Genomic DNA, 20,450 nt, shown 5'->3' with positions numbered 1-20,450 from the left:
AAGTATGCATATATTTTTTAGTTCAAGCCATACTCTATTTCTAGATTTATTAAAGCTAGCATTTAAACAAAAGAGACCAGATTGGTTAATAACTGCTCATATATCCCTAATCGATTTGAAACAAGAGATTATTGGTACTATAACGAAGGAAATTTATAATGTTATAGTCATTGAAACATCTTATGAGAAAATTAATCATTTTGCACATCATATAGAAGTGCTACGAGAACTGGAAATACCTACGATTTTTTTAGTAGACGAACATATTGGAGAAGTATATCATCATACAAAGGAAACTCCGCACTTTCATGTCTTACATAAAAACATTTCGTTAAATCAATTCATAAAAATGATTGAGAAAAATGATTTTTCTAATTGTTATAATTTAAAAGAAACTTCATTGACAGATTTTGAAGAGAAATTACTACTAGAGTTATCTAAAGGGCATTCTGTTAAGTATATTCATGATGTGGAAAAAATACCCTATGCCAAAATTGAAGAGGCCGTAGAACACATAAACCGATATTTTAATACATCGCATTATTTACAAGCAGTTTATAAAGCGCATGCACAAAACTATTTTCAAAAACGCCATTTTAAGTAAGCACGCATAACGATATACGTTTACGTGCATTTTTAAGACGTTTACATAGAATTGTGCTGCGCTCTTTGGCGTTCATTTGTAAATAATATGTTTATATGAATTTTCTTCCTATTTAGATATATTGTCTTTTATACTAATAATTAAGGAGGGGATTTAATGGACCTAACTGCATCAGAACAACGTTTCGTACAGTATTATAAAGGTATAAGTACAATTACTGAATTAGAAGAGATAAAGCTAGCCTATGGATATCGAGTAGTGATGCGTGAAGTGAAAAAGCTTGTGATTGTTTACAGTATTGCTTTATTATTAGGAATATTTTTGGAACTGCTTGTCCTTCAAATAGGATTTTTAATTTTTCGACAGGTATCTTATGGATTACACTGTTCATCGTTTAAAAGTTGCATGGTTTTTAGTAGCATTATTTTCCCATCACTCACTTGGTTTACAATAAATACATCATTTTCAACAGTAACGATATGGATTTTATATGCATGTGCATTGGCATTATTGTGTTTAATGGGGCCGATAAGTTCTCAGAAAACAGCAGTTCGTGGTGAAGCACATCGACGCTTTTTAAGAAAAAAAATGTATAAACGTATGGTCTCGTTAACTGTGTTACTTGTTTTACTCCCGCAACCTATAGCAATACTATTAATTGCTGGTGTACTTATGGAAACAGTCCTTGTATCACTATCTTGGTTAAATATTAAGGAGGAATTTTAATATGGTATATTTTATTGAAAAATTGATAACTATCTTGGGAGAATTATTAATGAAACTTGCAAGCTTTGGATCTCTATATATGTGTTGGGGATTTCTAGATGAAGAAGAGCTACCTGAAGAGTTGAAAGGTAATGATTTTTGAAAATATAATTACAATTCTAATTCTCATATAATCTTAATTTCGATATAATAAGAAAAAAGATTATACTTTATTAGAGGATGGTTTGATATATGTGGGATTTACAAGTACTTATGCTGTCTGTTATACAATGTATTATATTAATAGGGTTTCCTTGGTACTTTTGTCAGCTTACGGTCACAAGGAAATTGATTACACAATCTCTTCTATACATTATCCTGCCTGGGGTATTACTGCTATATTTTATTGATGTATATGCTATTCTTTATGTGGTTATTGGTATAGGTATATTTATTTACCGAAAAAAAAGAAATGGGATTGCTATACTTCACTTATTAGCTAGTATTGTATTAGCTGTTCTAGCGGATCACTTAGCATCATTGTTAATTTATCGATTATTTTCTGATTCACAGTTTCTTAGTTGGTACCCATCTTTACAACTAGTATGTTTTATCATAATCCTTATTATTTTTGCTGTATTATATCGTAGAGGAGTTACATATTTCGGCAAAATTACTTTGCCTAGTCGTTATATTCCAGGCTTAATTGTTCTATTACTTATTATGACAATTTTATTTATGTATGCGAACATTGTAAAAATGGATGACAGTTTTTTTTAAAAAGCCGTGGAGTATAATCTTATCTTTTTTTTCGTTTATATTATGATTTTTATTGTTATTGTAGTATTTATTATTCACTTATCCTTTAAGCATCTTCAAATTCGACAAAAAGAGCAAGAAATTGAAGGATTTATGGAATATGTACATTCTTTGGAGTTAATTAATCGTGATATGCGTAAGTTTAAGCATGATTACATGAATATTTTAACATCGATGCGTCATTTCATTGATGATAGAGACTATGATGGATTGGAGCAATACTTTTATGAGCATATATTACAGACTGAAAAAAAAGAACTGGATCATGAAGTAGCTTTTACCTCTCTCAATCGCCTTCATATAAATAGTTTAAAAGGCCTTTTGACAACGAAGTTAATTCAAGCACAGGCCGCTAATATTCCCGTACATATAGAAATTGTAGAAGATATTGAACATATAAATATAGATATTATTTCTTTAAATCGTATATTTGGTATTTTATTAGATAATGCGATAGAAGCAAGTAAAGATGTTGATGAGCCATATGTTCACTTAGCATTTATTCAAATGGAAAAATCGGTTTTATTTGTCTGCATGAATAGACGTGACATAAATCAGGCAATCAAAATACATGAAATATATCAAGAAGGTTATTCAACTAAAGCACAAGGTCGAGGCTTAGGTTTAGCTATTTTACGTCAAATGGCTAATGAAACGAAAAATTTAAGTTTAAATACAAAACTGAACGGGGATGTATTTATTCAAGAATTAGAGGTACAAAAGGAGTGAGATTATGAAAATTATTATTTGTGAGGATGATATGTCACAATTAAAGCGTATGCGAACAATTATCGAAAATTTCGCAATGATGGAAGACAATGGTATGCAGGTAGTGCTGGCTACTAATAATCCGGATGAAGTAATTGCTTATTTAGAAAAGGATCATGCAGATTGCTATTTTTTAGATATAGATTTGAAACATGAAATAACAGGGATTGTATTAGGGGATATTATTCGTAAGCAAGACCCCTTATGTAATATTATCATTGTAACAACCCATGCAGAGATGACATATTTAACATTTATGTATAAAATTTCAGCTCTTGATTTTATTATTAAGGACCGCACAGACATGTTGAAAGAACGTGTAATATCTACATTACAAGAGGCATATCGGCGGTATATTCAAATCGGTGAGAGCCAAGTTGTCACAAAGAAATTACAAATTAAATCTAATGGTCGTACACGTAACATTGATGTTGAGGAGATTTATTTCTTTGAAGCGTCACCAACGCTTCATAAAGTAATTTTACACTTAGAGAATGAGCATATAGAGTTTTACGGAAGGCTTAAAGATTATGAACAATCCCATGAAAAGCTTTATCGTTGCCATAAAGCTTTTATTGTAAATCGTAATAAAATTGAAAGTGTAGATGTGAAAGAAAGAATAGTGTATCTCACAAATGGCGAAACTTGCTTAGCCTCTGCGAGGTTGATAAAAGGATTATTAAAATAGTAAGATTAGCGAGCAAAGTTATTATTAAATATGCTCGTTGGTCTTATTTTTTTATAACTGGAGATTAGTATTCAAAATTAGATAATGTTAATCATATTCATTGGAGGGAAATATTTGAAAAAGGAATTTTTATTTTTGGAATAAATAATTTTTTCTACCCTATATGAATCAAGCATAAGCAAATATTAGAATTAACCTTGAAGATATTGGATGTGTATGTAAACGTTTGTTTACAGAGATGGGTAAGCAAAGCTTCTTTATAGGAAATCTATTGAGATAAGGTTATATTTAGTAAAAGATAGGCTCATATAGCGGGAGATGGTAGTCCAATTGAATCCAAGGAAGATGAATATACAAAAGTTACACTGCATTTCTAAAAGTGGAATCAATATTATACGATGGCGAAAGAATAAAGAATCCAAAGGGAAATTCTTCTCTTTTTTATAGAAGGATTTGCTATAATATATAAGGATATATACATAGAGGAGTATTGGGCGAAATGAAATCATTTAACATCGATCATTTTATTGCTAGTGTCTTGCAGTGGATATTAAATATAGCTCTAATCATATTATCCATTGTCTTATCTATCTTTTTAATTAATGAAACGATTACTTTTATTCAATACATATTTTCGACGAAGAAGTATACATCTTATAAATTAGTTGAAAGTATTATCGTCTATTTCTTATACTTCGAGTTTATCGCATTAATTATTAAGTATTTCAAATCGAATTATCATTTTCCGTTACGTTATTTTATTTATATCGGAATTACGGCTTTAATTAGATTAATTATTGTATCTCATGAGGAACCGATGGAGACGTTATTATATGCGGGATCCATTCTTGTTTTAGTTATTGCTTTATACATATCGAATATGAGAGATTTGAGAAAAGAGTAGTGCAGACATAAGTTTGCACTACTTTTTGTACCTTGACCTTCAAGTTACTTGAAGGTTTACAATGTAATTAGGGCGTTTGAAATCGAAAAAAATTGAGAAATTAAGTGAAGAGGTTATTTTACTTGGAGGTTATAGAAATGAGTCAGGAATTAAAGTTACGTCCTTTAGAACGGGAAAATTTAAAGTTCGTGCACGAACTTAATAATAACGCACATATTATGTCTTATTGGTTTGAAGAGCCGTATGAGGCTTTTGTAGAACTACAGGATTTATATGATAAACATATCCACGATCAAAGTGAACGCCGTTTTATCCTGGAGAAAGATAATGAGATGGTTGGATTAGTTGAGTTAGTGGAAATTGATTATATTCATCGAAGAACTGAATTCCAGATTATTATTGATCCGAATTATCAAGGACATGGTTATGCAGTGGAAGCGACGCGTTTAGCGATGGATTACGCTTTTTCTGTATTAAATATGCATAAACTCTATTTAGTTGTTGATAAAGAGAATGAAAAGGCTGTACATGTTTATAAAAAGGTTGGATTTATGGTGGAAGGAGAACTTCTCGACGAGTTTTTCGTTGATGGAAACTACCATAATGCGATAAGAATGTGCATGTTCCAGAAGGAATATTTTAGAACGAAATAATGGAGTGAAAAGGCTATAGACGATCATTGTCTATAGCCTTTTTTTATTATATTTAACAACAACTATTTATTGTAAAACAATAAATAGTTGTTGACTTAAAATGTTAGTGGGCTTATTATGATGGTATTGAGAATAGTAAAAAGGAATGCAGATAAATTAATTGTGAAATCAAAGGAGAATATATTATGAAAAAATATTTATTAGCTTCTAGTCCAATATTTTTAGGAGTGTTATGCATCATTATGTTTAATGTAATTGGTTCGGAAGTAAAACCAGACGGAACTTTAGTGGAGCCATTTTACTTAATTCCGTTAGCATATTTATTTACCTTCACTGGAATTGTTGCAATTTTGTGTGTGGCTCTTTTCTCGGCGCTTCGAAAAAAGACAGCGTAATAAAACACTTGCCATGAAATAGAAACATACGATAGGGAAGAAAAATAAAAAGTGAGCTGAATCATTACTGTTATCCTGAAAGACAAGTAGGATCGGCTATTACTTTGGCAGGAGCACAGGGGACAATTCAGGCAGTGCATCAGGCTATTCAAATGCAACAACAAGCACAAGTAGCACAAATGATGCAGAGCCAGTATATGTCGTATTCACAGCTTCCTGTGCAAAGTATACATTATGATGTGTATCCAGCTGGTTTATCCCGCATTAACGGGCAGTAAAATTCCCACCTCAAAATTCGGCAGGAGCAAAGAAGTTAGGTGGGAGATCAACTGCCCGTAAACGCCCGATTGGTGAAGGCTAATAATCAGTGGGTAAGAACAAAACCCCCACTGATTAAAGTTTCACTTTATTTCCATTCCATATGGCGGGACATACTTCTTATGAAAGAAAGCGACTCAATAGAGTCGCTTTTTTATATTCCACCGAGCTTCATTCCAAGGAATGCGAATAGGATACCAATTATGTAAGTAGTACTTAAATATAAAAGGAATGTGTAAATTTTTTTGCGATTGAGAAGCTGAATGGACTCTAATTTAAGTGTCGAAAATGTGGTGAATGCGCCCATAAATCCAGTTCCTAATAATAATTGCCATCCTGTAGAGACTCCGTTGCCAATTATATACCCGAGTAAAAATGCTCCTGTTATATTAATAAGGAATGTAGCAATTGGAAAGGGTGTTTTATTTCTTTTTTTAAACCAATTGCTAATTGCAAATCGTGTAATCGCACCGAAAAACCCTCCAGTTGCCACTAATAAAGCTTCCATCATAAGTGATCACCTTCCGTAAGTGATTTCTTAATTAAGAAATCACCTAGTGTATAGCCAAGTCCAGACATAATGAGACCGCCAAGTATGCTACATGATACATATAAGAAAGCCGTGCTCCATTCAGAATGATTGATTAATTGCACAGTTTCTACACTAAATGTTGAAAACGTCGTAAAGGAGCCGATGAATCCAGTCCCGATGCCTGTGATAACCTCTGAAGGTAAGATGTTTAGCCGGGCGATATACGTAGTTAGCCATGCTAATAAGAAGCAGCCGGCTAAGTTAATGAGTAATGTAGCTAATGGAAAAGAATGATGCCAAAATGTATGAATAGTAAGACCTAAATAATAGCGGGAAAGGGCTCCTAATATGCCGGCGATGCCAACGATAATATAAATCAATTTTCTCACCTCTTTAAATAGCTTGCTCAAAAAAATAGACTCCTACCAGTAGTTATACTGGTAGGAGTCATTAGCTAAGCAGCGGTTATGGCGAACTCCATCACCTATGATTATTACATATAGTGTACTAAACATTGCGTTTAATTTCCAGTGGAGAAGTTGGTGCATTTTGTATTTATATAATAGTTTAAGATAGGGAATCCTTACTCATAAACTGAATATAGTGATATAAGGTTTTCAGTGTGATAAAATATTTCGTATGTCTGTCATTTTTTTATTTAACTGAAAATAAAGAAAAGTAAAATCGTATGTTTTAGAAAAGGAGTCGTTTGTTTGAAAAAGTTATTAAAAATAGTACTTATATGTATTTTAGTAGGTGTGGGAGTTGTAGGTGGGTTTTTAGCTTATATGACACTTACAAAAGAACAGCCGGCTGATGTTATAAGCTTGAAGGTGGAAAACAATAAGGAGCGCGTAATTGCGCATGGAAATGAATTTAAAGTTACAACATTTAATATTGGATATGCTGGACTAGATAAGGATCAAGACTTCTTTATGGATGGGGGAAAAGGATCTGGTTCAAGTAGTAAAGAACAAACGGAAACTAACTTAAAGAATATGCTTTCGTTTTTACAAAATGAGAATAGTGATTTTGCGCTATTACAAGAAATAGATATAAAATCAATGCGATCATTTGATGTAAATGGGCATGAATTTTTGAAAAAAGGACTACCTGATTATGCTTCTTCGTTCGGAAAGAACTATGATACAAAATGGGTTCCTGTACCAATCACAAGTCCAATGGGATATGCTGAAGCTGGATTAAGTACATTTTCTAAATATACGGTTCAAACAGCGAAGAGATTTCAGCTTCCTGGAATGGAGCCGTGGCCAAAGCGTTTATTTGATTTAGACCGAGCGATTGTTGAACATAAAATTCCTGTTAATAATGGGAAATTTGTTAGACTCGTAAATTTACATTTGTCTGCTTATGATGAAGGCGGAAAAATTAGAAAGCAGCAAGTGGAGTATTTAAAAGAATATATGAACAAGCATTATAAAAATGGTGATTATGTAATAATGGGCGGAGACTGGAATCAATTAATTTCTAACGCTCAGTTAAGTGATCCGAAGTTCGTGAAAGAGCGTCCTGAGTGGTTAGTAGAGTTACCAAAGGACTTTACTGATGGTGGCTTTAAGTGGGCTGTAGATCCGTCTGTTATGACTGTGAGAGATGATGTGAAGAAATATGTGGAAGGTGAAAATTTCGTCACGATTATTGATGGCTTTATCGTTTCACCGAATGTTGAAATTGTAAATGTACAAGGGAAAGATTTGAAGTTTGAAAATAGCGATCATAACCCAGTGAGTGCGGTATTCAAGCTGAAGTAATCGATACGTATGAGTAGAAGGGGGGGCTTCATATATGGAGTGGTTAAAGAGAACTTGTTTTTCTAACCTTGAGAAAGAATCACAGAAAAATCATTTATTGCTATTTATCACGATGTGTAGTTTCTTCCTTGGGATAATCGCGATTGGGTATTACGGATATATTTTTACAGAGAGAGCAATAGCATTTTGGATGTGTGGTATTTCTATCGTAGTATTTGGAACGCTGCTTACTTTTATAGAAAGTATGGAAGCAATGTATAAATACATCATGACATGTATGCTACTTATTATGTCTTTCATTATGGTACAAGCATTTAATGAAAGCCCAGCTGTATTTCAAATGGTCTATTTTACATTAGCGGTTTCACTTATTTATTTGAGTGAACGTCTTATTTTAATTCTTGGCGGGGTAGCAGTTGTTGTTACATTTATACTTTGTAGTTATTGGCCAAATCAATTTTTTGCGTATACAGCGTCATCTGAAGCTGCAAATTTCGCAAGCTTGTTAGCGATTGTAACGATCGCTATGTGGGGTGTAACGAAGATTGGTTCTAATCTTTTGGCTCGTTTAAGGGATGAGAAGCAAGCGGTGATGAAGAAAGCTCAGGAGTTAGAAGAAACGCAAAGGCTTATTGAGAGAACAGTTGTGAAGTTAGATAGTAATTTCAATCATTTAAGACAAAATATGAATACATCGATGGAGTCAATGAGTGAAATTAACTTTGCTTTTGAAGAAGTAGCAGTGGGAACTCAATCGCAATCAGAGATGATGTCACGTTCAGTAGAAGTATTGAATGATATGGAGGGAAATATTGACCAAATCATCTCTCAAGTAAGAAATGCGTCGATGCGTGTTGATGAAAGTTTGGAAATCTCAAAGGGTAGTGTAAATACTTTAAGAAATTTTGAAGCTAACATGAGAAGTTTAAATGATGTTGTTTCACAAACAGGAACGATATTTAGAGAATTAATGACACAATCGAAACAAATTAATGAAATTGTAGATGTAATAACGAATATTTCAAGTCAGACGAGTTTGCTAGCTTTAAATGCAAATATTGAGGCTGCAAGGGCAGGCGAGCATGGAAAAGGTTTTGCTATTGTAGCGAATGAAGTATTAAAGCTTGCTGAAGAATCGAATCGTTCTGCGGGGAGAATTCAAGGGATTTTGAAGGAGTTTAGTAATCAAGCAAGTAAAGTAGAAGTGCAGGTAGAGAAGTCAGAAAGAGTACAAGAAGAATGTAACGAAATGTTAGCAAGTGTTTTGACGAATGTAACGGATTTAGGGAAGTTTATTGATGCGATTAATGATGTAATGAGGGAGATTGTTGGTCATCAAGAAAGTTTCCAAGCTAAAACGACGAATATCGTAAAGGACGTTACACATGCTTCTAACGTAATTCAACAAACTTCTGCAGCTACGGAAGAAGTGTTAGCGAGTGTTGAAGAAGAAAAGCATCGAAATGATACATCGGTGAAGACGTTACATACTGTTAGCGAGCAAGTGAAGTTGCTAGAAGATATTTTAGAAAAGTAATATCTCTTAAAAAGGGTACACCATGTGTGCTCTTTTTTCATTTAAATGAATACTTGATAGTAATTTAATTGCTTTTCTGCGCGTTTTCTGCCAAGCTTAAGGAGATAAACTGAGACTTTAATTAGTGGGGCTATACGCTACTGATTATTAGTTGAACCCCGCAAATAGCGGAATAAAATACTTCAAAGAAAGAATTATATAGGTGACGCATATGATCGAAGTTAAGACTTCTGAACTTAGTGATGGAGAATTTAATAGAGGGGTATTTGCAACTCGTGATATTAAAAAGGGTGAGTTGATTCACTCAGCACCAGTTATCTCTTATCCGAATGAACAGCATGAACACATTGAGAAAACGTTACTTGCTGACTACGCATTTGAGTATGGGGTAAATCATACGGCATTCCTGTTAGGATACGGCATGTTATTTAATCATGCATATAATCCGAATGCAACGTATGATATTGTCTTCGAGAATCATACGTTTAACTTCTTTGCTTACAAAGATATAAAAGCGGGAGAAGAGATTCTAATCAATTATAATGGTGAAGTTGATGACGATGAGCTATTATGGTTTGATAAGGAAAAAGAAGAGAACGAAAAATAAGTTAAAAAGTATAGAAAGGGCACATTCTGTGGGATGTGCTCTTTTTTTATTGATGAAAATAAAGTAAAGATTACAAAAAAATACCACTTTTCTTTCGTATGGTATAGTAAGATATTGAAGGGTATTACTTTGAAAAACCTATATATTTTACAAATTGTTGTCTATATGGTTACATGTCAAGTTTAGTAGCCCATTTGGGTTGCTTTATTATGCGATATATATTTTAATATGAGTGGAACCTCTTATAATTTAAGAGGTTTATAGGTGTGCTTTATGTACACTGTATTCACCACGTTAGCTGTTGTTTTGTAATGCATTTTTATGTGGGGATATTATGGACCCGTATATAGCGGGATAAAAAGATTATAGAAATAGAGGAATCGTAAAATGGATATGCACGAGGTTTATAAATATTTAAGTACAGTATTGCCTGAAGGTCATGTGAAGCAAGATGAAATGTTAAAGAATCATACGCATATTAAAGTGGGCGGGAAAGCGGATGTGTTCGTTTCTCCTACGAATTATGATGAAATTCAAGAAGTTATAAAGTATGCGAATCAATACAATATTCCAGTTACGTTTTTAGGAAACGGCTCTAATGTTATTATTAAAGACGGTGGTCTGCGCGGGATTACAGTAAGTTTAATTCATATTACAAATGTTACTGTAACAGGGACAGCGATTGTTGCGGGGTGTGGTGCAGCAATTATTGATGTGTCACGAATTGCATTAGATCACTGTTTAACAGGACTTGAGTTTGCTTGTGGTATACCAGGTTCAGTTGGCGGAGCGTTATATATGAATGCTGGTGCATATGGCGGTGAGGTTGCATATGTGCTAACAGAAGCTGTCGTAATGACAGGTGATGGAGAGCTACGTACTTTAACGAAAGATGCATTTGAATTTGGATATCGTAAGAGTGTATTTGCGAACAATCATTACATTATTCTTGAAGCGAGGTTTGAACTTGAAGAAGGTGTACGTGAAGAGATTAAGGAAAAGATGGATGATTTAACGTATAAGCGTGAATCAAAACAACCTTTAGAGTATCCTTCATGTGGCAGTGTATTTAAGCGTCCACCAAATAATTTTGCGGGTAAGCTTATTCAGGAATCAGGACTGCAAGGTAAGCGAATTGGCGGAGTTGAAGTTTCTTTAAAACACGCTGGATTTATGGTGAATGTTGATAACGGAACTGCACAAGATTATATCGATTTAATTCATTTCGTACAAACAACTGTTGAAGAAAAATTCGGTGTGAAATTAGAGAGAGAAGTAAGGATTATTGGAGAAGATCTACAGTAATCTTTGAATAAAAAACGTATAAAAGTATGAATTATTTCGAAATAACATTTGGGTATTGTTGACAATTTGATTTGGATTCAATATAATGGCTAATAATTTAACAAATAAAATATACGTTGAAAGAGCCCAGTAGCAGTTTGTCACTGTTATCAAAGAGAGCTAGGGATTGCTGGAACCTAGCACAAACAAACTTGTGAATTACACTCTGGAGTATCTTAGGTAACGCTAAGCGGACTAGCAATCGATATTATTGCTAAGAGTGGTATGAATAGCTATGCTATTTATGCAAACTGGGTGGTAACACGGTGAATAATCGTCCCTATGTCTATTGTAGACATAGGGGCTTTTTTGTTTTCAAAAAAATAAAGGGGATGACAAAAGATGAATATTATTGATGAATTAGAATGGCGCGGTGCTGTGAATCAGCAGACAGATGAAGAAGGTTTACGTAAGTTAGTAGAAGAGAAAAAGATTTCACTATACTGCGGAGTTGATCCGACTGGTGATAGTATGCATATCGGACATTTGATTCCGTTTATGATGATGAAGAGATTCCAATTAGCTGGTCATCATCCGGTTATTTTAATTGGCGGGGCAACAGGAACAATTGGTGATCCAAGTGGACGTCAATCAGAGCGTCAACTGCAAACTTTAGAAGTGGTGCAGCATAATGTAGATGCGTTAACAGCGCAAATGAAAAAGCTATTTGACTTTGGCGGGAATAGCGAAGTGAAGATGGTAAATAACTATGACTGGACACATAAAATAAACATTATCGAGTTTTTACGTGATTACGGAAAAAACTTTAGCATAAATAGCATGTTAGCGAAAGATATTGTCGCAAGTCGTTTAGATACAGGGATTTCTTTCACAGAATTCACGTACCAAATCTTGCAAGCGATGGATTTTCATCATTTATACACAAAAGAAGATGTTCAATTGCAAATTGGTGGTAGTGATCAATGGGGAAATATTACGAGTGGTTTAGATTTAATTCGTAAGTTAGAAGGTCATGAAGCGAAAGTATTCGGATTAACGATTCCATTATTATTAAAATCAGATGGTACGAAGTTTGGTAAATCAGCAGGTGGTGCTATTTGGCTTGATCCGGAAAAGACAACACCGTTTGAATTTTACCAGTTCTGGGTGAATACAGATGACCGTGATGTAATTAAATACTTGAAATACTTTACGTTCTTAACGAAAGAGCGAATTGATGAATTAGCAGCGAAGGTAGAAACAGAGCCTCATAAACGTGAAGCACAAAAAGTATTAGCGGAAGAAATGACGAAATTCGTTCATGGAGAAGAAGCATTTTTACAGGCAGTGAAAATTACAGCAGCGTTATTTAGCGAAGATATTAAGTCGTTAACAGCTGATGAAATTGAACAAGGCTTTAAAGAGATGCCGACATTCCAATCTTCAAAAGAGACGAAAAATATCGTAGAGTGGCTAGTTGATTTAGGAATTGAACCTTCTAGACGTCAAGCGCGTGAAGATATTAATAATGGGGCTATATCTATGAATGGTGAAAAAGTAACGGATGTGGGTACAGATGTTACTGTAGAAAATTCATTTGATGGACGATTCATCATTATTCGTAAAGGGAAGAAGAACTACAGCTTAGTGGAATTAGGAGAATAGTTCTTGTGAAAGAGCGGAAGTAGGGAAGATATTTACTTCCGCTCTTTTCATATACACAATTTCGACATAAAAAAGTCAGTATATTTTGATAATTAAAGAGGTTATATTATTCTTTTGTCGAATAAATAAGTTAGAGAAAATTACGGATAAAGTGAAACTTTAATCAGTGGGGGGTTTTGTACATCCCCACTGATTATCAGCCCGCAAATAGCGGGATAAAAATAGCCCGAACCATGCAGGGCATGATTCGGGCTTATATTCAGATTAGTATGCTAAGCTGAATAGACCTTTAATGTGTGATAAGTAACGAACGTTACTTGCTTCTTTCATTAATGATGCTGGTAAACCTTTAAGCGGAGTATTGCTTGCTCCGATTGTAGCAACAGCATCTTTACGTCCTAGACTAGCAAGTGTTCCAGAGTTGATAGGTGCGAACTCTTCGAATGCTTTGCCTTCTAGTGCTGCGTATAAGTTGTATCCAATTAACTCACCCATTTGCCAAGCGATTTGTGCAGTTGGTGGGTATGGACGACCGTCTGGAGAGAAGACAACAGCGCTGTCTCCAGCAACGAATACGTCTTTGTGAGAAGTAGATTGTAGATGTGCATCAACAGTTGCACGACCGCGGTTTACTTCAAGACCTGATTCACCAATTAATGGATTACCTTGTACGCCGCCTGTCCAAACGAATGTGTTAGCAACGATTTTTTGACCGTCTTTTAAGTCGATTTCATTACCAGCAACGTTTGTTACAGGAAGACCTGTTAAGAATGTAACACCGCGTGCTTCTAAGCTAGCAGTTGCACGTTCGATTAAGTGGTCTGGTAATACTGGAAGGATTTTTGGACCTGCTTCAACAAGAAGAAGTTTAACTTCTTTTGGATTTACGCCGTGGCTTTTTGCAAGTTTAGGCATAATGTCAGCAAGCTCACCAACTAGCTCAACGCCAGTTAATCCGCCACCACCGATTACGATTGTAGCATCAGCTTCGTTTTTCGTTTTAGCGTATTCACGAATACGGTCTTCAACGTGTTTGTAGATTTTGTTTGCATCAGCAGCAGATTTTAATACCATGCTGTTTTCTTCTAGTCCTGGAATACCGAAGTAAGCAGTTTTACTTCCTAAAGCAACTACAAGTGCATCGTAAGATAGCGTAGTGCCACCAGCTAGTTTGATTTCTTTGCTATCAACTGAGAATGACTCAACTGTTGCAATTTTAAGATCGATGTCTTTACCTTTGAAAAGCTTTGTAAGTGGCATTGCAATTGCTTGCTCAGCAACGTTACCAGCTGCAAGGCGGTGTAGTTCAGTGATGATTTGGTGCGTTGGGTATTGGTTAATCACTGTAACTTGTGCTTCTGATTTGCTGTAATATTTACGTACGTTTAAAGCGGCAAGAAGACCGCCATAACCAGCGCCTAAGATGACAATTTGTTTTGACATAGTATGATATCCCCCGTCTTTACTAATTGTTGTTATAAGTTAAATTATTTATTGTTACGTTCTGCACTAATTTGAAGGTATGCGTTCACAAAGCGGAACATTTTTTGTGCTTGTGGGTCTTTTAGTAATTTTAATAGACCGAACAGGCCGATAACTTCGTTGCTTTCATCAGCACGATCTTTCGCTTCGATAGCAGTTGCAGCCATGCTTTTCACTGTATCTTTTACAGGTTCTACAAGCTCTGTGATTGCACTAACAGTGTCGCTTTTTAATACTTCATCAGTAGCAACAGTTTGAGCGAAGTCATAAGACTTAGTTAAAATGTTAACAAGCTCAGTTAATTTTGGAAGCTGTTCTACTAGTGTTGTTAATGATTCTTGTACCTCAGGTTTTAACAACTGATCAAGTACATCAAGTTGTCCTTGGCTAGCAGAAATTTGTACAGTTTCTTGTTCTGGCTTTGTTTGAGTCATAGTTTCTGGCATCTCCAATTCTCCTTTACGATAGCAATACTCTTATTTTTGATAGATAAGATAGTAAACACTTGCGAAACTTTATACAAAGTTTCACAAAGCACAATAAAATGCCTTTAAATTTATGACAGCAAGTAAGCTGAAATCATAAATCCAAAACCATAATGTCCTACCTATTATTTATGAACTGTCCGATACATGGCTTGTCCGCATAATGGAAAGTTCCCTTATCGGAAAGTGTATATAATATATATCCTATATTATATACTATATACACGTATGTTAACATAAAAATGATTCCTAATTATTTGATATTGATTCTGTAACCTAGTACTGACAAGGCATGAAAGCGCATAAATTATTTTATCTATCTTAAAAATGTACATATATATAAAGAAAAAAAGGAGGAAATGGACAAATTTATGTTCATTTTTTCCTTTTTTTATTGTTCACCTTCTGTAATTAGCATTGATGTGTTACCGCTTTTTTCAAGGTGGCATTCGCCCCAAGTACAAAGAGAATCAAGAATGGATTCTAAAGACCAACCGTAGTCTGTAAGAGAATATTCTACTTTCGGTGGTACTTGATTGTATACCTTTCTTTGAATAACTCCGTCTTCTTCTAATTCGCGTAATTGCTGTGTTAACATCTTTTGTGTAATACCAGGCATGAGACGTTTTAATTCACTCGTTCTCTTTGTACCTTTCGTTAAGTGGCAAAGAATAACGACTTTCCATTTTCCGCCGATAACCTCTAAAGTCGCTTCAACGGGAATATTATATTTCTTCATATAAAAATCTCCTTTGATGAATGTAGATTTCAGTTCTCCAACAAAAGAAGCCAAATAATTTAAATGTTACTAAAAAGTACCTATAGCACTTTAAAGTACGTACTTTTTATCATGTTGAATATGTTCCATAATAGCATACGTAAGAGGGAAATGAGTAGTACGGTACTAAAAAGTGCCTATGTTACTTTTTGGTACCTATCGTACTTTAAAGTGCGTTCTTCAAAAAAAGAGTGAAGCCATTCATAATAGCATATATCAGCAGTAACATTATTTTTGTAGAAGATAAAAAGGCCTTTTTATCACACTATTATGATTGGATTTCTCGCATTAAGGAGGAGTTCAATTGAATTCATATACAGTATCTTCTTCAGCGGTACAGACGAATCGAAGAAGTATGTTTGCTTTATTAGCACTAGCAATTAGTGCGTTTGGAATTGGTACAACCGAATTTATTAGTGTCGGTTTATTACCATCTATTTCAGAGGATTTACATGTTTCTGTTACAACAGCGGGTTTAACCGTTTCTTTATATGCATTAGGGGTAGCGTTTGGTGCCCCAGTATTAACGTCATTAACAGCTAGTATGTCGCGAAAGACGTTATTAATGTGGATTATGATTATTTTCATTATTGGTAATGGAATTGCGGCAGTGGCAACAAGTTTTACTGTGTTGCTTATGGCGAGGGTTGTATCTGCGTTTGCACACGGCGTTTTTATGTCGATAGGATCCACAATTGCGGCTGCGCTTGTACCAGAGAATAAACGTGCTAGTGCAATAGCATTTATGTTTACTGGTTTAACCGTTGCGACGATTACAGGTGTACCAATTGGAACGTTTATTGGTCAACAATTTGGCTGGAGAGCATCTTTTATGGTGATTGTGGTCATTGGAATTGTTGCCTTAGTCGCAAACAGCATGTTAATTCCGTCTAACTTAAAAAAGGGTACACGAGTATCATTTCGTGATCAATTCAAACTTATCACGAACGGAAGACTCTTACTTGTTTTCGTCATTACTGCATTAGGATACGGAGGAACATTCGTAACATTTACGTATTTATCTCCGCTATTACAAGAAGTAACAGGATTTAAATCGAGTACCGTTACAATCATTTTGTTAGTGTACGGGATTGCAATTGCGATTGGGAATATGGTCGGCGGAAAATTATCGAATCATAATCCAATTCGTGCACTATTTTACATGTTCTTTATTCAAGCAATTGTATTATTCGTACTAACATTTACAGCGCCGTTTCAAGTAGCGGGGCTTATCACAATTATTTTTATGGGGCTATTCGCGTTTATGAATGTTCCAGGACTACAAGTGTATGTCGTTATATTGGCTGAGCGTTTCGTGCCGAGTGCCGTTGATATCGCATCAGCAATGAATATTGCAGCATTTAACGCAGGAATTGCTCTTGGGGCTTATTTGGGCGGTATTGTAACGAACTCGTTAGGATTAATTCATACAGCTTGGGTAGGCGGCATTATGGTAGTAGGCGCTGTTATTTTAACAGCTTGGAGTATGAACTTAGAAAAAAGAGATCAAGCAAAATAAAGGAGAGAAAAATATAATGAAAAATTTACAAAGTAAAACAACATTGCATAACGGTGTGGAAATGCCTTGGTTCGGTTTAGGTGTATTTAAAGTAGAAGATGGACCGGAACTTGTAGAGGCTGTGAAAGTAGCCATTAAAGAAGGATACCGTAGCATTGATACAGCTGCGATTTATGGAAATGAAAAAGCAGTTGGAGAAGGCATTCGCGCTGGTATAAAAGAAGCAGGAATTTCTCGAGAAGATTTATTCATCACTTCAAAAGTGTGGAACGCAGATCAAGGATATGAAACGACACTTGCTGCATACGAAGAGAGCTTAAAAAAATTAGAACTAGATTATTTAGATTTATATCTTGTCCATTGGCCTGTTGAAGGGAAATATAAAGATTCGTGGAGAGCGTTAGAAACACTTTATAAAGAAGAACGCGTGCGTGCAATTGGCGTAAGTAACTTCCAAATCCATCATCTGAAAGATGTAATGGAAGGTGCGGAAATTAAGCCGATGATTAACCAAGTCGAATATCACCCGCGTTTAACGCAGAAAGAACTACAAGCTTTCTGTAAAGAACAAGGAATCCAAATGGAAGCATGGTCACCACTTATGCAAGGGCAATTATTAGATAATGAAACTTTACAAGAAGTTGCTGATAAGTACGGTAAAACAACAGCGCAAATCATTTTACGTTGGGATCTTCAAAATGAAGTTGTAACGATTCCGAAATCAACGAAAGAACAGCGTATTATTGCGAATGCTAATATATTCGACTTCGAATTAACAAAAGAAGATATGGAAAAGATTGATGCTTTAAATCAGAACCACCGCGTTGGTCCAAATCCTGATAACTTTGATTTCTAATAGAGGTAAGTTCAAAGGGTGCAAAAAAGTTTGCACTCTTTTTTGTTTTGTCTATGCATAAAAAACTTTTCTAACTAAATAATACATAGTAGTAAATTTGTTATTTTATAAGGGGTTGTAGACATGAATATAAAACGATCGTTCAAGCTAATGGCCGCTTTTTTGAGTGTTTTATTTGTATTTGCGAACTTATTATTCCCACTTCAAAAGGCATCCGCAGAGGTTATGGATCACACGAAGTATCAAATGGATTGGAGTTATAGTAAGTCAAAGAAAAAACCAATTCGAACAGAGCTTATTAAAACAGCAGATGGCAAAATTGCTTTTTGCTTAAATGTGGATTTGAAATCTCCGAGCGGCCAAGATTTACCTGAAATGGGTAAAGTAGATATTAACGTATACCGTGTACTATTAAACGGGTATCCGCAGAAGAGCCCACAAGAATTAGGTGTTTCCGATTGGAGAGAGGCACATTACGCAACGCAGCTTGCGGTGTGGAATGCGTTAAAACAAATTGATATTAACGATTTAGATTTCCGTAATAAAAATGTAGAAAAAGTAACGAAAGATATAGTTGCAAAAGCAAGCGCTAGTGAGGAACTACAAGAAATTACGATGAGTGTAGTACCATCAGAAGAACAAGAGGCAGTATTAAAAAATGAGTTTTTTGAAACAGGTTTATACACAGTGCAAACAAATGCAAAAAGTGGAACGTATAAAGTGCAAGCAACAGGTGCACCAGAAGGCGCGAAGTTCGTAAATGAAAAAGGCGAGGGAAAAACAGAATTTAATGTAGGAGAAAAGTTCCGCATTTTAATTCCGAAACAAACACCATCGGGTGGATTTAGCTTTAAAGTATCAGGGAATTTAACGAAACTACAAGGAATTGCACATAAAGGAACACCGACAATTCAAAATGCAGTTGTGTTACTTGAGCGTAGTGAAGAGAAAACAAGTCCAGAGTTGGCGGTAAGTTGGAAAAAAGCAAATGGTCATGATAATAAACCAAATAAACCCTATACACCAAATGAACCACATAAACCGAATCAAATTAAAAGATAGTGGAAAAAGCATTGGCGTTTGCCAGTGCTTTTTTGCATGCTTTGGATTTCTTACATCGCCAGCATTAATGTTTTGATCTGTACGGTATAATGAAAACAAGAAATTAGAAAGAGAGATAAAAAATGAAACTTCGTATTTGTGAAATAACGAAAGAAAATCGGTATGAAATTGCTAACTTAAAAGTAACAGAAGAACAGCATAAATTTATTGAAAGTACAGTTGGAACTTGTTTAGTTGATGCTGAAACAAAATATAAAGAAGCTGCAGTTTCAGTAGGTCTATATGATGCTGATATACCTATTGGATATGCAATGTATGGCTGGTTTGAGGAAGAAGAAAAGGCTGTATATTTAAATCAATTTGTCATCGATAGTGCATGCCAAGGAAAAGGGTATGCAAAACCATTATTGCGTTTGTTAATGGAGCATTTTACAACAGAATACAATTGCAAAGTTATGTATTTAAGCATACATCCAGAAAACAAACTTGCACAAAAATTATATGAATCAATTGGATTCCATTTAACCGGTGAAATAGAGGATGAGTGGTTACATGGAAAAGGATTTATAATGAAACGAATGCTGGATTAATAAAAACCTGTCCGAAAGAATAGTATCTTTCGGACAGGTTTTTATTTTAAAATAACATTAAAAGATAAAAATCTAAATATTAAGATTTATTGAATTGAATTCATAAAATTGTAATATTAATCTAATCGAAAAGGCTATCTAACGAGAAAGAAATCATGTACAATTCATTTTGGAAAAACTGTCCATAGATGGATGCCTATGAATGAATTGTAAAAAAAGATATTTTTATACACATTTTTCATGTATAGACAACAATACTTGATAAAACCATCTCTCACCATTATTTTGACATGAAAAAGAGAACTCATCACGAAATATAGAGAAAGGTGAGGAGGAACTTTCGCTTTTAAAAATTTGTCACATAAGAAAGAGGATACATTTAAAGTGAACGATGGTAAGAGGTGTAGGGGCGCGAGGTTGAGTTGTA

At 34.7% G+C, this 20,450-nt stretch carries 24 protein-coding genes, 1 riboswitch and 1 other annotated feature; of the genes, 19 read left to right on the top strand and 5 right to left on the bottom strand.

Going from position 1 to position 20,450, the window contains the following annotated elements; genetic code table 11:
* Positions 1-4: 4 nt before the first annotated feature.
* From B5P40_RS10000 to B5P40_RS09955, 10 genes are all read left to right on the top strand, one after another.
* The gene (locus tag B5P40_RS10000) at positions 5-604 is read left to right on the top strand and encodes a hypothetical protein (RefSeq protein WP_232308067.1); all 600 of its coding nucleotides are present in this window, start codon (positions 5-7) and stop codon (positions 602-604) included.
* Positions 605-760: 156 nt separating this feature from the next.
* Positions 761-1,330 (top strand): accessory gene regulator B family protein, encoded by a 570-nt coding sequence (locus B5P40_RS09995; protein WP_002192314.1) that lies wholly within the window; start codon positions 761-763, stop codon positions 1,328-1,330.
* A 1-nt stretch (position 1,331) separates the two neighbouring features.
* Positions 1,332-1,472: an AgrD family cyclic lactone autoinducer peptide gene (locus B5P40_RS09990; protein ID WP_000262441.1), complete on the top strand. Its 141-nt coding sequence runs from the start codon at positions 1,332-1,334 to the stop codon at positions 1,470-1,472.
* Between the two features lie 89 nt (positions 1,473-1,561).
* Positions 1,562-2,089 (top strand): hypothetical protein, encoded by a 528-nt coding sequence (locus B5P40_RS09985; RefSeq protein ID WP_113709214.1) that lies wholly within the window; start codon positions 1,562-1,564, stop codon positions 2,087-2,089.
* 132 nt (positions 2,090-2,221) lie between these two features.
* Entirely contained in the window at positions 2,222-2,857 is a 636-nt protein-coding gene (locus B5P40_RS09980; RefSeq protein ID WP_181462942.1) for a sensor histidine kinase, read from the top strand.
* A gap of 4 nt (positions 2,858-2,861) precedes the next feature.
* A complete protein-coding gene (locus B5P40_RS09975; RefSeq protein ID WP_113709212.1) occupies positions 2,862-3,584 on the top strand; it encodes a LytR/AlgR family response regulator transcription factor in 723 nt (240 codons plus the stop codon).
* 499 nt (positions 3,585-4,083) lie between these two features.
* Positions 4,084-4,488, top strand: coding sequence for a phosphate-starvation-inducible protein PsiE (psiE, locus tag B5P40_RS09970; protein ID WP_002089513.1), 405 nt, complete (start codon positions 4,084-4,086; stop codon positions 4,486-4,488).
* Positions 4,489-4,625: 137 nt separating this feature from the next.
* Positions 4,626-5,141, top strand: a complete 516-nt coding sequence (gene speG / locus B5P40_RS09965) for a spermidine N1-acetyltransferase (protein WP_002192318.1) — start codon at positions 4,626-4,628, stop codon at positions 5,139-5,141.
* A 182-nt stretch (positions 5,142-5,323) separates the two neighbouring features.
* A complete protein-coding gene (locus B5P40_RS09960) occupies positions 5,324-5,536 on the top strand; it encodes a DUF3955 domain-containing protein (protein WP_181462944.1) in 213 nt (70 codons plus the stop codon).
* Between the two features lie 56 nt (positions 5,537-5,592).
* A complete protein-coding gene (locus B5P40_RS09955) occupies positions 5,593-5,814 on the top strand; it encodes a DUF3947 family protein (protein ID WP_033732977.1) in 222 nt (73 codons plus the stop codon).
* Between the two features lie 194 nt (positions 5,815-6,008).
* Here B5P40_RS09955 and crcB (B5P40_RS09945) read toward each other — a convergent pair whose 3' ends face one another.
* Together crcB (B5P40_RS09945) and crcB (B5P40_RS09940) are read right to left on the bottom strand one after the other, a co-directional pair.
* Positions 6,009-6,365, bottom strand: a complete 357-nt coding sequence (gene crcB, locus B5P40_RS09945; protein WP_002167412.1) for a fluoride efflux transporter CrcB — start codon at positions 6,363-6,365, stop codon at positions 6,009-6,011.
* Positions 6,362-6,766, bottom strand: coding sequence for a fluoride efflux transporter CrcB (crcB, locus tag B5P40_RS09940; RefSeq protein ID WP_002143706.1), 405 nt, complete (start codon positions 6,764-6,766; stop codon positions 6,362-6,364). Before crcB (B5P40_RS09940) ends, crcB (B5P40_RS09945) begins: the two co-directional genes overlap by 4 nt.
* A gap of 54 nt (positions 6,767-6,820) precedes the next feature.
* Positions 6,821-6,880, bottom strand: a riboswitch (Fluoride riboswitch).
* A 219-nt stretch (positions 6,881-7,099) separates the two neighbouring features.
* On the opposite strand from crcB (B5P40_RS09940), the gene B5P40_RS09935 reads away from it, so the two are divergent.
* The 5 genes from B5P40_RS09935 to tyrS all read left to right on the top strand — a co-directional run bounded on the left by B5P40_RS09935 (position 7,100) and on the right by tyrS (position 13,251).
* Positions 7,100-8,158 (top strand): endonuclease/exonuclease/phosphatase family protein, encoded by a 1,059-nt coding sequence (locus B5P40_RS09935; protein WP_002034680.1) that lies wholly within the window; start codon positions 7,100-7,102, stop codon positions 8,156-8,158.
* Between the two features lie 34 nt (positions 8,159-8,192).
* On the top strand, positions 8,193-9,695 hold the full coding sequence (locus B5P40_RS09930; RefSeq protein ID WP_002192322.1) for a DUF4077 domain-containing protein: 1,503 nt from the start codon (positions 8,193-8,195) through the stop codon (positions 9,693-9,695).
* Between the two features lie 211 nt (positions 9,696-9,906).
* The gene (locus B5P40_RS09925; RefSeq protein WP_000573650.1) at positions 9,907-10,302 is read left to right on the top strand and encodes an SET domain-containing protein; all 396 of its coding nucleotides are present in this window, start codon (positions 9,907-9,909) and stop codon (positions 10,300-10,302) included.
* 387 nt (positions 10,303-10,689) lie between these two features.
* The gene (murB, locus tag B5P40_RS09920) at positions 10,690-11,607 is read left to right on the top strand and encodes a UDP-N-acetylmuramate dehydrogenase (protein ID WP_002143700.1); all 918 of its coding nucleotides are present in this window, start codon (positions 10,690-10,692) and stop codon (positions 11,605-11,607) included.
* 107 nt (positions 11,608-11,714) lie between these two features.
* Positions 11,715-11,931 (top strand) — a binding site (T-box leader).
* 57 nt (positions 11,932-11,988) lie between these two features.
* The gene (gene tyrS / locus B5P40_RS09915) at positions 11,989-13,251 is read left to right on the top strand and encodes a tyrosine--tRNA ligase (protein ID WP_113709210.1); all 1,263 of its coding nucleotides are present in this window, start codon (positions 11,989-11,991) and stop codon (positions 13,249-13,251) included.
* A 264-nt stretch (positions 13,252-13,515) separates the two neighbouring features.
* Here the strand turns inward: tyrS and B5P40_RS09910 are convergent, their stop codons facing one another.
* From B5P40_RS09910 to B5P40_RS09900, 3 genes are all read right to left on the bottom strand, one after another.
* Positions 13,516-14,694, bottom strand: a complete 1,179-nt coding sequence (locus B5P40_RS09910) for an NAD(P)/FAD-dependent oxidoreductase (protein ID WP_002016002.1) — start codon at positions 14,692-14,694, stop codon at positions 13,516-13,518.
* Between the two features lie 44 nt (positions 14,695-14,738).
* Positions 14,739-15,179 carry a DUF1641 domain-containing protein gene (locus tag B5P40_RS09905; protein ID WP_002016003.1) on the bottom strand — a complete coding sequence of 147 codons (441 nt, stop codon included), beginning with the start codon at positions 15,177-15,179 and terminating at the stop codon, positions 14,739-14,741.
* A gap of 430 nt (positions 15,180-15,609) precedes the next feature.
* Positions 15,610-15,957, bottom strand: coding sequence for a winged helix-turn-helix transcriptional regulator (locus tag B5P40_RS09900; RefSeq protein WP_000760478.1), 348 nt, complete (start codon positions 15,955-15,957; stop codon positions 15,610-15,612).
* Positions 15,958-16,351: 394 nt separating this feature from the next.
* Here B5P40_RS09900 and B5P40_RS09895 point away from each other — a divergent pair, with 394 nt between their 5' ends.
* From B5P40_RS09895 to B5P40_RS09880, 4 genes are all read left to right on the top strand, one after another.
* Positions 16,352-17,515, top strand: coding sequence for an MFS transporter (locus B5P40_RS09895; RefSeq protein ID WP_161939635.1), 1,164 nt, complete (start codon positions 16,352-16,354; stop codon positions 17,513-17,515).
* A 16-nt stretch (positions 17,516-17,531) separates the two neighbouring features.
* Positions 17,532-18,371: an aldo/keto reductase gene (locus B5P40_RS09890; RefSeq protein WP_113709209.1), complete on the top strand. Its 840-nt coding sequence runs from the start codon at positions 17,532-17,534 to the stop codon at positions 18,369-18,371.
* Positions 18,372-18,494: 123 nt separating this feature from the next.
* Positions 18,495-19,433: a thioester domain-containing protein gene (locus B5P40_RS09885; RefSeq protein WP_002129843.1), complete on the top strand. Its 939-nt coding sequence runs from the start codon at positions 18,495-18,497 to the stop codon at positions 19,431-19,433.
* 122 nt (positions 19,434-19,555) lie between these two features.
* Positions 19,556-20,023 (top strand): GNAT family N-acetyltransferase, encoded by a 468-nt coding sequence (locus B5P40_RS09880; RefSeq protein ID WP_113709208.1) that lies wholly within the window; start codon positions 19,556-19,558, stop codon positions 20,021-20,023.
* The last annotated feature ends 427 nt before the right edge of the window (positions 20,024-20,450 follow it).

Source organism: Bacillus sp. SRB_8, from assembly GCF_003264205.1.
Taxonomy (GTDB): domain Bacteria; phylum Bacillota; class Bacilli; order Bacillales; family Bacillaceae_G; genus Bacillus_A; species Bacillus_A mycoides.
Note: the sequence above shows the minus strand (reverse complement) of the source record. Positions and strands in the feature narration are given on the sequence as shown.

Excerpts from the sequence above, each read along its gene's own strand:
- B5P40_RS10000 (WP_232308067.1), top strand. The coding sequence starts at position 5 with ATGCATATATTTTTTAGTTCAAGCCATACTCTATTTCTAGATTTATTA.
- B5P40_RS09995 (WP_002192314.1), top strand. The coding sequence starts at position 761 with ATGGACCTAACTGCATCAGAACAACGTTTCGTACAGTATTATAAAGGT.
- B5P40_RS09990 (WP_000262441.1), top strand. The coding sequence starts at position 1,332 with ATGGTATATTTTATTGAAAAATTGATAACTATCTTGGGAGAATTATTA.
- B5P40_RS09985 (WP_113709214.1), top strand. The coding sequence starts at position 1,562 with ATGTGGGATTTACAAGTACTTATGCTGTCTGTTATACAATGTATTATA.
- B5P40_RS09980 (WP_181462942.1), top strand. The coding sequence starts at position 2,222 with ATGGAATATGTACATTCTTTGGAGTTAATTAATCGTGATATGCGTAAG.
- B5P40_RS09975 (WP_113709212.1), top strand. The coding sequence starts at position 2,862 with ATGAAAATTATTATTTGTGAGGATGATATGTCACAATTAAAGCGTATG.
- psiE (WP_002089513.1), top strand. The coding sequence starts at position 4,084 with ATGAAATCATTTAACATCGATCATTTTATTGCTAGTGTCTTGCAGTGG.
- speG (WP_002192318.1), top strand. The coding sequence starts at position 4,626 with ATGAGTCAGGAATTAAAGTTACGTCCTTTAGAACGGGAAAATTTAAAG.
- crcB (WP_002167412.1), bottom strand. The coding sequence starts at position 6,365 with ATGATGGAAGCTTTATTAGTGGCAACTGGAGGGTTTTTCGGTGCGATT.
- B5P40_RS09930 (WP_002192322.1), top strand. The coding sequence starts at position 8,193 with ATGGAGTGGTTAAAGAGAACTTGTTTTTCTAACCTTGAGAAAGAATCA.
- B5P40_RS09925 (WP_000573650.1), top strand. The coding sequence starts at position 9,907 with ATGATCGAAGTTAAGACTTCTGAACTTAGTGATGGAGAATTTAATAGA.
- murB (WP_002143700.1), top strand. The coding sequence starts at position 10,690 with ATGGATATGCACGAGGTTTATAAATATTTAAGTACAGTATTGCCTGAA.
- tyrS (WP_113709210.1), top strand. The coding sequence starts at position 11,989 with ATGAATATTATTGATGAATTAGAATGGCGCGGTGCTGTGAATCAGCAG.
- B5P40_RS09910 (WP_002016002.1), bottom strand. The coding sequence starts at position 14,694 with ATGTCAAAACAAATTGTCATCTTAGGCGCTGGTTATGGCGGTCTTCTT.
- B5P40_RS09905 (WP_002016003.1), bottom strand. The coding sequence starts at position 15,179 with ATGCCAGAAACTATGACTCAAACAAAGCCAGAACAAGAAACTGTACAA.
- B5P40_RS09900 (WP_000760478.1), bottom strand. The coding sequence starts at position 15,957 with ATGAAGAAATATAATATTCCCGTTGAAGCGACTTTAGAGGTTATCGGC.
- B5P40_RS09895 (WP_161939635.1), top strand. The coding sequence starts at position 16,352 with ATGTTTGCTTTATTAGCACTAGCAATTAGTGCGTTTGGAATTGGTACA.
- B5P40_RS09890 (WP_113709209.1), top strand. The coding sequence starts at position 17,532 with ATGAAAAATTTACAAAGTAAAACAACATTGCATAACGGTGTGGAAATG.
- B5P40_RS09885 (WP_002129843.1), top strand. The coding sequence starts at position 18,495 with ATGAATATAAAACGATCGTTCAAGCTAATGGCCGCTTTTTTGAGTGTT.
- B5P40_RS09880 (WP_113709208.1), top strand. The coding sequence starts at position 19,556 with ATGAAACTTCGTATTTGTGAAATAACGAAAGAAAATCGGTATGAAATT.